General features: G+C 40.6%; 9 protein-coding genes, 1 pseudogene and 1 riboswitch. Of the genes and pseudogenes, 5 read left to right on the top strand and 5 right to left on the bottom strand.

The window, feature by feature from the left end:
• Nucleotides 1-138: 138 nt before the first annotated feature.
• The 3 genes from I6F10_RS04375 to I6F10_RS04385 all read left to right on the top strand — a co-directional run bounded on the left by I6F10_RS04375 (nt 139) and on the right by I6F10_RS04385 (nt 5592).
• Nucleotides 139-1317, top strand: coding sequence for an efflux RND transporter periplasmic adaptor subunit (locus I6F10_RS04375; RefSeq protein WP_165742795.1), 1179 nt, complete (start codon nt 139-141; stop codon nt 1315-1317).
• 2 nt (nt 1318-1319) lie between these two features.
• Nucleotides 1320-4469 (top strand): efflux RND transporter permease subunit, encoded by a 3150-nt coding sequence (locus I6F10_RS04380; RefSeq protein WP_165742794.1) that lies wholly within the window; start codon nt 1320-1322, stop codon nt 4467-4469.
• Nucleotides 4470-4701: 232 nt separating this feature from the next.
• Nucleotides 4702-5592 carry a dienelactone hydrolase family protein gene (locus I6F10_RS04385; RefSeq protein ID WP_165742793.1) on the top strand — a complete coding sequence of 297 codons (891 nt, stop codon included), beginning with the start codon at nt 4702-4704 and terminating at the stop codon, nt 5590-5592.
• Nucleotides 5593-5646: 54 nt separating this feature from the next.
• Here I6F10_RS04385 and I6F10_RS04390 read toward each other — a convergent pair whose 3' ends face one another.
• On the bottom strand, nt 5647-6582 hold the full coding sequence (locus I6F10_RS04390) for a LysR family transcriptional regulator (RefSeq protein WP_165742792.1): 936 nt from the start codon (nt 6580-6582) through the stop codon (nt 5647-5649).
• A gap of 133 nt (nt 6583-6715) precedes the next feature.
• On the opposite strand from I6F10_RS04390, the pseudogene I6F10_RS04395 reads away from it, so the two are divergent.
• Nucleotides 6716-7740 (top strand): annotated as a pseudogene (locus I6F10_RS04395) (zinc-binding alcohol dehydrogenase family protein).
• Nucleotides 7741-8102: 362 nt separating this feature from the next.
• On the top strand, nt 8103-8759 hold the full coding sequence (locus I6F10_RS04400) for a nitroreductase family protein (RefSeq protein ID WP_165742791.1): 657 nt from the start codon (nt 8103-8105) through the stop codon (nt 8757-8759).
• A gap of 80 nt (nt 8760-8839) precedes the next feature.
• Here I6F10_RS04400 and ribB read toward each other — a convergent pair whose 3' ends face one another.
• The 4 genes from ribB to carB all read right to left on the bottom strand — a co-directional run bounded on the left by ribB (nt 8840) and on the right by carB (nt 15122).
• On the bottom strand, nt 8840-9493 hold the full coding sequence (ribB, locus tag I6F10_RS04405; RefSeq protein WP_165742829.1) for a 3,4-dihydroxy-2-butanone-4-phosphate synthase: 654 nt from the start codon (nt 9491-9493) through the stop codon (nt 8840-8842).
• Nucleotides 9494-9740: 247 nt separating this feature from the next.
• A riboswitch (FMN riboswitch) is annotated at nt 9741-9922 on the bottom strand.
• 76 nt (nt 9923-9998) lie between these two features.
• A complete protein-coding gene (locus I6F10_RS04410) occupies nt 9999-11057 on the bottom strand; it encodes a S66 family peptidase (RefSeq protein ID WP_165742790.1) in 1059 nt (352 codons plus the stop codon).
• 321 nt (nt 11058-11378) lie between these two features.
• On the bottom strand, nt 11379-11855 hold the full coding sequence (greA, locus tag I6F10_RS04415; RefSeq protein WP_149592013.1) for a transcription elongation factor GreA: 477 nt from the start codon (nt 11853-11855) through the stop codon (nt 11379-11381).
• A 48-nt stretch (nt 11856-11903) separates the two neighbouring features.
• Nucleotides 11904-15122, bottom strand: a complete 3219-nt coding sequence (carB, locus tag I6F10_RS04420; RefSeq protein WP_165742789.1) for a carbamoyl-phosphate synthase large subunit — start codon at nt 15120-15122, stop codon at nt 11904-11906.
• Nucleotides 15123-15135: the final 13 nt, after the last annotated feature.

A 15135-nucleotide genomic window follows, 5' to 3' on the forward strand; every position in this document is an offset into this window, starting at 1 on the left:
ATTCCTTTTTAGGAACGTAATTAGCCGCATAGTAAGTTGTAACACACACATGTAATGCTTTGTTACATCTTAAAACAGCTTGTAAACACTTTATTGCGTATTATTGCTCTGTCACCACCAATTATGAAGGAATGCCTTGTGGCTACTACAAAACAAATAATACTCCCAATCGCTGTTTTAGCAGGCGGTATTGCTTTAGCTTTCGCCTTTATGGCAATGAAAAAACCACCCGAAGAAAAGCCAGAGCAAGATTTACGTCCTTTAGTAGCAACACAAAGCGTACTTTTAGATTCTATAACGCTAGATGTTAAATCGTACGGCATTGTTAAACCAAAGTATCGTACCGAGCTAATAGCACAAGTTAGCGGGCAAGTTATTTCGGTATCAGATCAATTTGTTGAAGGCGCGTTTGTAAAGCAAGGCGATATTTTAGCACGAATTGATGCAAATGATTACGAGGCAGACTTTATTGAAGCGCAAGCGGGTTTAGCACAAGCAAGCTCAGCACTTGAAATAGAACGCGCGCAAGCACATGTCGCTCAAGCTGAGTGGGAGCGCATTAAGTCAGACTCAAGCGATGCTATTGCATCAGAACTTTATTTACGAAAACCACAGCTGGCAGAAAAATTAGCGCGTTACCGCTCTGCTCAAGCAAGTGTTAAACGTGCTAGCCGCAATCTTGAGCGTACTTATATTAAAGCCCCTTATGATGCCATTATTAATGAGCGCACAATTAGCTTGGGTTCAGTAGTAAACCCAGGTAACAGTTTTGGCGCACTAAGCGCAACCTCAGTTGCAGAGGTACGTTTACCGGTTGCCGATCAAGAACTGCAATATTTAAAAAATGGCGGCGTAGGCTCAAATGTTACATTTAACGCAGAATACGCAGGTAAACAAACAATGTGGCAAGCCAAAGTAATTCGCACCGAAGGTGTGGTTGATCAAACAAGCCGTATGAGCTATTTGGTAGCACAACTTGCAACACCTTATGGCGACAAAGCACGCCCTCTTCGTTTTGGTTCATACATTAACGCTACCATTGAAGGTCGCCCGCTTGATAACGCAATAATTGTTGCGCATCATTTAGTTAAAGATAATAAAATTGTAATTTTAAATGACGATTTAACATTATCGTTTAAAACTCTCAATATTATACGCGAACAAAACGGCATGATTATAGCTAGCCAAGGGCTAAAAAATGGCGAGCAAATTATTACCTCAGCGCTTGAGTATCCAACTGAAGGTATGGCAGTAAAAGTTGAAGATATTGCGCCTGATAAAACTGATGTAACTCAACTTGCGCTGAAAGAGGAATAATCATGAACACTCGTGAAACAGGGTTAATAGCATGGTTTGCCCGAAATCCCGTTGCTGCCAACCTACTAATGATATTTATATTAGTGGGCGGTATTTTAATGGCGATGACCATTCGCAAACAAATGTTCCCACAGTTTGAAAGTAACTGGATAAGCGTACAAGCGGTTTACCCAGGTGCAGCCCCGCAAGAAGTTGAAGAAGGAATAACCATAAAAGTTGAGGAAAACCTCGAAGGTATTGAAGGCATTAAACGCCTAATTACTTACTCTAACCGTGGTTTTTCACAAGCGTGGATTGAAATAGAAGAACAATACAATCCACAAGAAGTACTTGATGAAATTAAAGTACAAGTTGATTCAATAAACACCTTTCCTGCGGGAATGGAGCGCCCTGTTGTTCGCCGCGATAAGTTTGAGCAAGAAGTAATGATACTCGCGCTTTATGGCGACATGAGTAACTACCAGTTAAAAGAGCTTGGCAACGATATTAAAGACGAGTTACAAGCACTGCCTCACGTAAATCTTGTTAATTTTAACGGCGGTTTAGAATACGAAATTGGTATAGAAGTTAGCCCTGATAAACTGCGCGAATATGGCTTAACATTTAGAGATATTGCAGGCGCGGTGCAAAATTTTTCGGCAAATATGTCGGCGGGGCAAATACGATCTGAAAACGGTTATATTTCGATGCGTGTTGAAAAACAAGCCTATCGTGGCTTTGAGTTTGAAAAACTGCCACTTATTACCCTTGCTGATGGCGCACAAATTTATTTAGGCGATGTAGCAACCATTAATGACGGCTTTGAAGAAGGCCTACAATATTCTAAATATAATGGTAAAAATTCACTCTCATTTGAAGTTAACGCATCAAAAGATCAAGACATTACCGATGTAGCAAAAGTACTTAAAAGCTACATGGCAGCTAAAGAGCCGCTTTTACCTGCAGGCGTTAAGCTATCTCCTATTGTTGATTTAACTTACTACCTTGAAGGTCGACTCGATATGATGGTCGATAACATGATTTGGGGTGGCTTGTTAGTAATGATAGTACTGGCACTATTTTTACCGTTACGCTTGGCATTTTGGGTAATGATGGGCTTACCGGTGTCTTTTCTAGGCGCCTTTTTATTTATGCCTATTGGCTTTTTAGATGTAACAATTAACCTAGCCTCTCTTTTTGCCTTTATACTTGTACTCGGGATTGTTGTTGATGACGCCATAGTTGTGGGCGAGTCAGCCAGTGCCGAAATAGAAAAATACGGTCACACACTTGATAACGTTGTACGCGGTGTAAAACGCGTCGCGATGCCAGCAACCTTTGGTGTATTAACTACCATTGCGGCATTTTTACCGCAAACAATGGCAACCGGCCCTGGCGCTGCTTTTTCTAAAGCAATTGGTGGCGTGATTATTTTATGTTTGATTTTTTCACTCATTGAATCAAAACTTATTTTGCCTGCACATATCGCAGCAATGAACCCACGTAAACCAAACCCTAAAAATCTATTACATCGCTTACGTATGGTGATTGATAGCAGTTTAAAAAGCTTTGTAAATAACTACTACCTTCCTTTTGTTGGCCGCTGTATTCATTATCGCTATACCGTAATTGTTGGCTTTATGTGTTTGCTTATTGTAAGCGCAGGTATGTTTGCAGGTGGTTTAGTTAAGTTTGTACCAAACCCTAAAATACCGCACGACTTTCCACGTATTGATATAGAAATGAACCTTGCCTCATCTGAGCAAGCAACGCTTGAAACCGCACGTAAAATAGAAAGCGTGTTGTTAAAAGTTGATCAGCAACTACAAGAGCAGTACGGTAAACCGATGATCCGCGATTTATCGGTAAGTCTGCGCGGACGAACGCAAGCAAATATTATGGCCATTTTGGTAGAGCCTGATTTACGCCCTATCGATACCTTTGCCCTAAGTGCATTATGGCGTGAGCAAATGCCCGCCCTACCTGGCATTAAAACCATGACCATTCAAGACAGTATAATGAATGGCGGTCGAGATGATGGCGACGTTAGCTTTAAACTTGAAGGTAAAAATGCTGACGAGCTAAAAGAGGTGGCTGGTAAATTAAAAGCCAAATTACAAACAATGGAAGGCGTTGGCGACGTAAACGACTCAATGCAAAGCGCTACCGACGAAGTGCAACTTGATTTAAAACCACTCGCTTACAGCATGGGTTTAACGCTTGCTGATGTAGCATCGCAAGTTAGCTTTAGTTACTACGGCTTAGAAGCGCAGCGAATATTGCGTGAAGGCGAAGAAATTAAAGTTATGATCCGCTACCCAGAAGACGAACGTAACTCAATTAGTGACATAGCAAGTGTGCGTATTATTACGCCTACTGGCGCTGAAGTTCCGCTAAGTGAAGTCGCTGAAGTTAAATTGGTTGACGGTGTAAACCGTATTCGCCGCGAAAACTCTAAACGTACTGTAAACGTATGGGCTGCGGTAAATACCGACCAAGCCGAACCATTTGCAATTGCAGAAGAAATTCGTGATGAATACTTACCAACATTACTTAAAAGCTACCCTGGCGTTACAAGTGATGTAGCTGGGCGCATTCAAGAAGAGATGGACAGCGCTTCAGAGCAGCTTCGTGACTTTGGTATATCAATGATGATTATATTTGCCTTGTTAGCGATTCCGCTTCGTTCTTACTCGCAGCCACTTATTATAATGTCGGTTATTCCGTTTGGTGTAGTTGGCGCGATGTTTGGCCATATGATTTTAGGTATGACTATGAGCAGCTTATCGATGTTTGGCATTATTGCTGTAGCGGGTGTGGTCGTAAATGACTCCCTCGTTATGGTTGATTTTGTAAACAAAGCACGCGCTGAAGGCGTTGCGATTAAGGATGCTGTAATGCAAGCCGGTGCTCGTCGCTTTAGAGCGATATTACTTACCTCAATCACTACCTTTATTGGTGTAATGCCAATTATTTTTGAAACAAGTTTACAAGCTAAAATTGTTATCCCAATGGCTGTATCACTTGCTTTTGGTGTGTTATTTGCCACAGTAATTACACTGATACTTATACCGTGCCAGTATGTTGCACTAGAAGATGCTAAACGATTAGTACGTAAAATGCGTGGCAAGCCACCACTAGTAGATGCCCAACCAGCACCTACTCACAGCTAAATTAAGTAACATCCCAACCAAAAAAGCTCGGCATATTATGCCGAGCTTTTTATTTTTAGCTTAAAAATAATATTCACCTATTTGCTAACAATACTTCTATTACTTATTTTTTAACACGCAGGATAACTTTGGCAACAGTCCTAATAATTGAGAGAAATATTGCTCGTTTTTTATCCCTAATACGTTATGGTATTTAAATAATAAATAGACATAATAAAATTAAGGAACAGCCATGAATACATCTCCCTCTGATCACATTCCTCAAGAAGCCTTTGATTGGTATGACGAATACGCCCACGGTTTAATGGACCGACGTACTTTTATGAAAAAACTCGGTGGCCTTGCTGCTCTTGGCTTTTCGATGGCTGTACTTACATCAGCATTATTACCTAATTACGCATTGGCTGAACAAGTATCGTTTAATGACGATGATATTAAAGCAACGTACGAAGAATTTGATTCGCCAGACGGGCACGGTAAAGGCAAAGGTTACTTAGCAACCCCTAAAAACATAGAAGGTAAGCTTCCAGTTGTACTTGTGGTCCACGAAAACCGTGGATTAAATCCGTACGTAAAAGATGTAGCAAGGCGCTTAGCGAAGGTAGGCTTTATTGCATTTGCACCCGATGCGCTATTTCCACTGGGTGGCTACCCTGGCAATGATGATGAAGGACGCGCTATGCAAAAAACTATGGACAGAGCTAAAATTCAAAACGATTTTGTAGCTGCTGCGCACTTTTTAAAATCGCATGCTAACAGTAGCGGTAAGTTAGGCGCTGTCGGTTTTTGTTTTGGTGGCTACATTGTTAATTACTTAGCGGCAGTAGATAGCAACTTACTCAGTGCCGGCGTACCTTTTTACGGCACTCCTGCCAGTGAAAGTTTACGTAAAAATATTAAAGCGCCGCTAATGATTCAATTAGGCGAACTGGATAAACGTGTAAACGCGTCGTGGCCACAGTACGAACAAGATTTAAAAGCTAATAATGTTGAATACACTATGCATATGTATAAAGGGGCAAATCATGGTTTTCATAACGACTCTACAGGTAGATATGATAAAGACAATGCCGAGCTTGCATGGCAACGTACCGTTGAGTTTTTTAATAAAAAGCTAAGTTAACGAATACGATAAATGCCACCAGCTCTAAGCCAGTGGCATTATTAAGTAGACTAATTAGCTCAGAGCGCTTTTATCAATAATTCCTTTCTTTACCAACTGCTGCAAAATAGCTTGGGATTTTGCTCTGCATGCATCACGTAGTAAACGCACCGCCGGGGTTATTGACTGCCTACTTGGGCAAATAAGCCAAAGTTCACCATTAACATGTTGATAATCTTGCATTACAGTAATCACCCTGCCATTGAGTAAATCATCAGCTATATCAAGGGCTGATTTTACAGCCAAGCCTTTACCCGCAACGCACCAGCGCCTCACTAAATCGCCATCGTTTGAGGCGCGCCTACCGTCCATTTTAACTTTATATTTTGACTCACCATCGGTGAATTCCCACGTATTATTTATAATATCCTGCAACTGATAAAACAAACCTTGATGCGATGCTAAATCATCAGGATGCACGGGAGCCCCATTTCGTAAGAGGTATTCGTCAGTTGCACATAACAAGCGCGGTACGTTACAAATTTTGAAACCATAAACGCTAGCATCATTAGGCGAGCCATAACGAAGCGCTATATCAACTGAGTCACGGTAAAAGTCGATATTACTATCACTTATATGCGTTCTTAAACTTAGCTTTGGATAAGTGTCCATAAGTTCATCAATCCATGGGATCACTAAGTTACGCCCTAAGTCAGATGAAAGGGCAACACGCAATTCGCCTTCTATTTCGTCGTGCTCACCTTTAAGGTTTTGCTTTGCAAGCTCAAGTACTGCCAAAGCCTGCTCACATTGTGGTATGTAGCGCTCCCCAGCAGCCGATAGCCTCAAATGACGTGTTGTACGAACAAACAGTTCACTACCAAGGGCTGACTCAACACGTTTAATAGCAGCGCTTGCTGTGGCTGTACGCATATCTAACTTAGCAGCTGCGAGCGTAATACTTCTAAACTCAGCGACTTTTAAAATAAGTTTTAAATCTTCTATGTTCATGTTATCTATTTATATTTGATAATGATTCAACAATTATGCGGTTTATCTATGTTAAAGCAAGGTCTATTATATATCTATCAGCTCGCCAAAGCATGGCTTGCACCTTATATGTAAACAAACTAGGACATTTATTATGAAAGCCATTGGTTATAAAAATCTCTTCCTATTACTAACCCTGAATCGTTAATTGATGTTGAATTACCACAGCCAGTTGCAACAGGTCGCGATTTACTTATAAAAGTTAAAGCTATTGCAGTTAACCCAGTAGATTACAAAGTGCGTGCATCTATGCCCCCTGCTGAGGGTGAAGTAAAAGTTATTGGTTGGGATGCCGTTGGTGAAGTTGTTGCAATCGGCGATGCTGTAACGGCATTTAAACTCGGTGATGCGGTTTATTACGCTGGTGATATTACTCGCCCAGGTAGTAATGCAGAATTTCAATTAGTGGATGAGCGCATTGTAGGATTTAAACCGCAGAGCTTAAACGATGCTGAAGCTGCTGCATTACCCCTTACCGCAATAACAGCGTACGAATTATTATTTGAGCATTTAAACATTGTAAAACAAGCTGCTGATGCAACAACAAAATCAGACGAAGTTATTTTAGTAACAGGTGCCGCAGGCGGCGTTGGCTCTATTTTTATTCAAATTGCTAAAGCGATTACTGGCGCAACGGTGATTGCCACTGCATCGCGCGAAAGCTCACAAGCATGGGTTAAAAAACTAGGTGCTGATTATGTTGTTGATCATACAAAACCATTACCCGCTCAAATTGACGCATTAAACATTGGCTCGGTAACACATGTAGCAAGCCTGCACAGTACTGATACTTACTTAGAAGCATATACAGACGTACTTGCACCATTTGGTAAAATTGCAATGATTGACGATCCTGAGTCACTCGATGTAAGTAAATTAAAAATGAAGAGTTTATCTCTACATTGGGAATTTATGTTTGCCCGCTCAATGTTTAACGCCAAAGATTTAATTGAGCAAAGTAAGTTATTAAATCATGTTGCCGATTTGATTGACCAAGGCTACATTCAAACAACGATTGGTAAAAATTTAGGCATTATAAATGCGGCTAACCTGCGTATTGCACACGCAGAACTTGAAGAAGGTCGCTCTATTGGCAAAATAGTGTTGGAAGGTTTTTAATTCCATAAATACTAAACACGCGCTGCCTGAATTAATTGAAGGCACCAATGCAACTGGTGTCTTCAGCCAATATTTCGGGGTGGCTATTAGTGTATTTATATTTATTAAAGAAACTATTACCTAATAATATTTGATAATGATTTAACCATATACCTGTTTATCATATTGTAATAACCCACTACTATCCGTACCTAGCTATATTGATAGGCCTTATTTTACGTAGATATCAATTGAATCAAATAAGTAGAGTGATTTAAAAACACGATATTATTTTTGTAATAAATTTTTAAAAGGGTTTGTTTTTACTAAAACTGACTCAACATAGTAAATACTGGTAAAACACCTACTCAATGGAGAAACTAATGACTCACCCTATTATTAATGACTTAGAAAAGCGTTACACAGCAAAACGTTACGATGCAACAAAACGTGTATCTCAAGACGATTTAGCCGTTATTTACGAAGCTATGCGCCTATCTCCATCATCTATTAACTCGCAGCCTTGGAAATTCATCGTAATTGAATCAGATGAGGCTAAAGAGCGTATGCATAGTACATTTGCTAATAAATTTGCGTTTAACCAGCCACATATTAAAACAGCTTCGCATATAATATTGTTCGCTCACAATCCTAAATATACCCGCGATGACTACGAACAAGTTATTGATGCAGATATTAAAAATGGCCGTACTAAAGCAGAAAATCGCGAACAAGCTTTTGGTGCTTATGCGTTTGTTGATATGAATACTGATGAGCAAGGCGTTAATGAAGAGTGGACTAAAGCACAAACTTACATTGCACTGGGTAACACTATGCATGCCGCTGCACGTTTAGGCATTGATTCAACCCCAATGGAAGGCGTAGACGCACAGCTGATTGGCGAAGTCTTTGAAAAAGAACTTGATGGTTACGTATGCGACGTCGCATTAGTACTTGGCTATCATGATAGCGCTGAAGATTATAATGCTAAATTACCTAAATCTCGCTTAGCAAAAGAGCAAGTTATTCAGGTTTTATAAGTAATACGTTATAAACTTAAATGATAACAATATTAAAAAACCACTTATTTAAATAAGTGGTTTTTTTGCTTTAAAGCAGTTTAACTTACTTTGCGCTGTGCAGCCTGAATGTATTGCACTAAATCTTCAATAGAAACCACGGTCATATTATGTTTATTAGCATAATCACTCACCTCAGGTAAGCGCGCCATTGAACCATCAGGATTTGTCAGTTCGCAAATTACGCCAAATGGTTTTAAGCCGGCAAGTTGCATTAAATCAACGGATGCTTCGGTATGACCGCGACGCACTAATACGCCACCCGTTTGTGCCTTTAAACCAAATACATGCCCTGGGCGCGATAAATCACTTGGTTTTGCATTATCCGCTGTCGCTGCTTTTATAGTAGTTACTCTATCAGCAGCAGACACACCTGTTGTTACGCCATGCTTAGCTTCAATAGTGACTGTATAAGCGGTGTTATTTTGACTCGTATTGTTAGCTACCATTTGCGGTAAGTCGAGCTGTTTAATGCGCTCATCCCCCATGCATAAACAAACAATACCGCTGCCTTCGCGGATCATTTCAGCCATTTGAGAAGTCGTTAAGTGCTCAGCTGAAAATACAAAGTCGCCTTCATTTTCACGGTTTTCATCATCAACAACAAGTACGCCTTGCCCTTGCTGTAGTGCAATAATTGCGCTTTGTACGCGGGTATGGCTTTCGCCGAATTGAGTAAGTAGAGACTGAATCATCATTATATTCCAAATAAAAAATAATAGATTCAGGACTGTGAAAGGATCAGTAATTTATCGCCTAAAATTTAAAGCGAACACCACCAAAATAGCTTAGATAAAATAACAAAAAGCACGCAGCAAAATGCAGCGCACACTGTTATACCAATAACATTAAATTAGTAACTAATTATAGCGCTAAGAAAATAGTTCACTTAATGCGATACAACGATCATGTTTTTAACAAAATTGGTTTTAGTATAATAAGCCATATTCTCTTTCATCCGGACTGTAACCGTCGGCTCTGGCATCTCACCAGATCTGCTTGACCTTTACTTAACCTAATTACTGTAAAAATAAGTTAAATAAAGCGCTCGCGGGCTCATTTAAGTTACAAATAACATTAAACATACCGCCGGTGGGGAATTTCACCCCGCCCTGAGAATTTACAGTAAGCGTTAGCACTTACTGCAAGCCTATTATACGCTTGTATTTATTTGTTTTTCAAAACTAAACACAATAAAAACTACGAAAGTTGAATATTTAACGATGCGCACTCCACAATACCTTCGTTTATATCTGCAACCAGCGTACAGGTAGCACCATTGACCAAATTTAAGTTAGGTTGAACGTGCCCTATATCTGCATCAAAAATTACTGGAAATAAACACCCACCTAACGCTACATCTAACGCATGGCGATAGTCAAAGGCATCGTAATGACCTTGAGTTATTTCACTTCGCCCTAAAACCAAGCCATTGATGTCATCAAATATACCGGCTAATTTTAATGACAGTAAAAATCGTGCAACGGTTGTGGGTGTAAGCTCTGAGTTTTCGAGGTATAAAATAAGCCCTTCGGTCGCACTGTCCTTTTTAAACTCATGCAGCGCTAAAAATGGCGAGTCGAGCAATAAACCTACGGTATCTAAACACCCACCAAATAAGCGACCAGACATCTCTATAGTACGTTTATCTGTGTAGTTTAAACATTGCCAGTTTGTGGGCTCACTCGGGCTGAGTAGTTCGTTCGGGTTTTGCGCGTAATTAGGCTTATTTTTTTGATATAAAGAAGAAGGTCCTTGCTCAAATTTGCTACCGGCTTCGTAGGTCAGAGTTTCAAATATTTGTAGGCTATACGGATTTTTTTCATCAGGGTGTAACTGCATAAGATTGGCGCTGTGAAGGGTTGCCCATTGGCACTTAGCAGTGAGTGCACATGCAATAGTACTCACATCAGAAAAACCAACTAACCACTTAGGCTTTACTTCTTTAATGGCGTTAAAATCAAGTAGTGGTAGTATTTCCATTGCCAGCTCACCACCCATTGGCGGCATAATCGCATCTATTTCATCATCTAATAAAAAACCCATTAGCTGCTTAGCATGCGCTTTAGCATTAAGCTGTTCACGTGGCTTGTTTTGACGTAAAAACTCGCCTTCAACAACATCATACCCTCGTTGTTTTAGTCCATTTATAACAATATCTAATCGTCCGTGATACTTTTCTTTTAGCCCAGATGAAAGCGAGCAAATAGCAATTTTAGAACCTACTTTTAAAGGCGCTGGGTAAAGTATATTAGCCATTGAGTGTTCCTTTTTAATAATACCAACCTGCATAAATCTTTGATCAATTTAACGAATTAAATTGCACTATAACGTCGTTAAAAGTTTTTTATTTAGAACAACTAGATATAAAAACTTTTGCCTAGTTCTAGCGTAATTTTCTTAACGTTAAATAGACCCCATATATAAGCAGATTGGTATAAAGTGATTATGTACCTATATCATCATGCTTACTCTTTATACAATATGAACGCTCTTATTAGTATAGTGATTTATTTAAGGCATAAAAAAACCGATGTAAATACATCGGTTTTTATTTAAAACGTTAAAGTGAGTTATGCGTTAAAGATACTCAACTTCAATGATTTCGTACTCAACGATACCTTTTGGCGTTTGAATAGACACTGCGTCGTCCATTTGTTTACCAATTAAGCCACGTGCAATCGGTGAATTAACAGAAATTAAGTTGTTTTTAATATCTGCTTCATCATCGCCTACGATACGGTATTTTACTTCTGCATCAGTATCTACATTTACTATAGTTACTGTTGTGCCAAAAATAACTTTGCCCGTATTTGGCATTTTAGTTACATCGATAATTTGAACATTTGAAAGCTTTGCTTCAATTTCTTGAATACGACCTTCACAAAAACCCTGTTGCTCACGCGCAGCGTGGTACTCAGCGTTTTCTTTTAAGTCACCATGTTCACGTGCAACCGCAATATCACTTACGATTTTAGGACGGGTAACTGTTTTTAATTCGTTAAGCTCTTTGCGCAGTAAATCTGCGCCACGAACTGTCATCGGAATTGATTGCATACTTTTCTCACTTAACACCAAGGCCCTAGTTGGCCTTGGCACATTTCCTTAGTTCAATCGCAGGTGTAGCTCTTGAACTGACGTTACTTTACTACGGTCATCTGCTTTGTTAGCAGTACAGTTAGCAAAAGCTGCGTTCAAGGTTGTCGTATAGTTGGTTTTATTTTGCAATGCACCACGACGTAACACCTTCGAATCTTCGATCGCTTGGCGACCTTCGGTGGTATTAACGATATAGCTGTACTCTTTATTCTTGATATAATCAAGAATATGCGGGCGGCCTTCATATACTTTGTTTACACGTCGTACTTCAATGCCAGCTTCTTCAAGAGCTTGTGCCGTGCCACCCGTTGCGTCAAGTTCAAAACCTAAGTCGGTCATAATCTTGGCTAATTCAACAATGCGTGGCTTATCGCTATTACGAACAGATAATAACGCGCGACCACCGCGTGGTAAAGTGTTGCTTGCACCTAATTGTGCTTTTGCGAATGCTTCGGCGAAAGTATCACCAACACCCATCACTTCACCCGTTGAGCGCATCTCAGGGCCACGAATTGGATCCACACCCTGAAACTTAGCAAATGGTAAAACAACTTCTTTAACGCTGTAATAAGGAGGGAGCACTTCTTTAGTAATACCTTGGCTTGCCAAAGACTGACCCGCCATACAACGAGCCGCCACTTTTGCAAGCGCTACACCGGTTGCTTTTGATACAAACGGTACAGTACGTGCTGCACGCGGGTTAACCTCAATTAAGTACACTTTGCCATCTTTTACAGCAAACTGTGTATTCATTAAGCCAACAACACCAAGCTCAAGCGCCATATCGGTTACTTGCTTGCGCATTACATCTTGCACTTCTTGCGATAAAGAATGTGCTGGTAATGAACATGCTGAGTCACCAGAGTGAACACCGGCTTGCTCAATGTGCTCCATGATACCGCCAATAATTACTTGTTCGCCGTCGCAAATCGCGTCAACGTCAACTTCAATTGCGTTATCTAAGAAACGGTCCAGTAATACAGGTGCTTCGTTTGATGCAGATACAGCTTCGGTCATGTAGCGACGCAAATCGTCTTCATCGTATACAATTTCCATTGCACGACCACCTAGTACATACGACGGACGTACAACGAGTGGAAAACCAATTTCAACTGATTTAAGTAGTGCTTCTTCAGTTGAAGTTACTGTTGCATTTTCTGGCTGAAGTAAGTTCAAACGCTCAACAAGTTGTTGGAAACGTTCGCGATCTTCTGCACGGTCAATCGCATCAGGTGAGGTACCTATTACTGGCACGCCATTGGCTTCAAGCTCACGCGCTAATTTAAGTGGTGTTTGACCACCGTACTGCACGATAACGCCTTTTGGCTTTTCAACACGTACGATTTCAAGTACGTCTTCAAGTGTAATTGGCTCAAAGTATAGTCTATCAGATGTATCGTAATCGGTAGAAACCGTTTCAGGGTTACAGTTAACCATAATGGTTTCATAGCCGTCTTCGCGAAGCGCAAGCGAGGCATGTACACAGCAGTAATCAAATTCAATACCTTGGCCGATACGGTTAGGACCGCCACCAATAACCATGATTTTGTCTTTATCTGTTGGGTTTGCTTCACACTCTTCATCGTAAGATGAGTACATGTAAGCTGTGTCTGAGCTAAATTCTGCGGCGCACGTATCAACACGCTTGTATACTGGCACGATGTTTAATAGGTGACGTTTTTTACGAATTTCAGCTTCAGATACACCAGCAATTTCAGCTATACGTGGATCTGCGAAACCTTTGCGTTTGAGTTTACGTAGGAAGTCGGCATTTAAACCAGCCATACCTACTTCACCAATTTTTGCTTCGTCTTTTAAAATATCTTCTATTTGTACTAAGAACCAGCGATTAACTTTAGTCAGCTCATAAACATCATCAACGCTCATACCATGGCGCATTGCATCGGCAATGTACCAGATACGCTCAGCACCTGGCTCGCGTAATTCGCGGATGATTTTTTCTTTCGCTTTAGGGTCATCAAGTGCAACTATTGGGTTAAAACCTGTTGCGCCCACTTCAAGACCACGTAATGCTTTGTGTAATGATTCTTGTTGGTTACGACCAATCGCCATTACTTCGCCAACCGATTTCATTTGCGTAGTTAAGCGGTCGTTAGCACCGGCAAATTTTTCAAAGTTAAAGCGAGGAATTTTTGTTACAACGTAATCGATTGAAGGCTCAAAAGACGCTGGAGTTTTACCGCCAGTAATATCGTTTTGAAGCTCGTCAAGCGTGTAACCTACTGCTAGCTTTGCAGCAATTTTAGCAATTGGGAAACCCGTTGCTTTTGATGCAAGTGCAGATGAACGTGATACGCGTGGGTTCATCTCAATGATAACCATACGGCCATCTTCAGGATTAATACCAAACTGCACGTTAGAACCGCCAGTTTCTACACCAATTTCACGTAATACCGCCATAGAGGCGTTACGCATAATTTGGTATTCTTTGTCGGTTAGCGTTTGCGCTGGTGCAACGGTGATTGAATCGCCAGTGTGAACACCCATAGGGTCAAAGTTTTCAATGGTACAAACAATAATACAGTTATCGTTTTTATCACGTACAACTTCTGTTTCGTACTCTTTCCAACCAATCAGTGATTCATCAATCAATAATTCGTTTGTTGGCGATAAGTCTAAACCGCGCTCACAAATTTCTTCAAACTCTTCCATGTTGTAAGCAACACCGCCACCGGTGCCACCCATGGTGAAAGAAGGACGAATGATACATGGTAAGCCAATTCGGCTCATTGTATCTTTAGCTTCTTCCATTGAGTGAGCAATTTCAGCACGAGGACATTCAAGGCCAATGTTTTTCATTGCTACGTCAAAGCGTTCACGGTTTTCTGCTTTGTCGATTGCATCCGCCGTTGCGCCAATTAGCTCAACGCCGTGCTTAGCCAATACACCGTGCTTGTCTAAATCAAGTGCACAGTTTAATGCTGTTTGACCACCCATTGTAGGCAGTACTGCATCTGGCTTTTCTTTTTCAATAATTTTTTCTACCACTTCCCAGTGAATTGGTTCGATGTAGGTAGCATCGGCCATTTCAGGATCGGTCATGATAGTTGCAGGGTTTGAGTTAACTAATATAACTCTATAGCCTTCTTCTCTAAGTGCTTTACACGCTTGAGCACCAGAGTAGTCAAATTCACAAGCTTGACCAATTACAATTGGGCCTGCGCCTAAGATAAGAATGCTTTTTATGTCGGTACGTTTTGGCATTATTACTCCAGTT

This window comes from Pseudoalteromonas sp. SWYJZ98, assembly GCF_015864495.1.
Taxonomy (GTDB): domain Bacteria; phylum Pseudomonadota; class Gammaproteobacteria; order Enterobacterales; family Alteromonadaceae; genus Pseudoalteromonas; species Pseudoalteromonas distincta.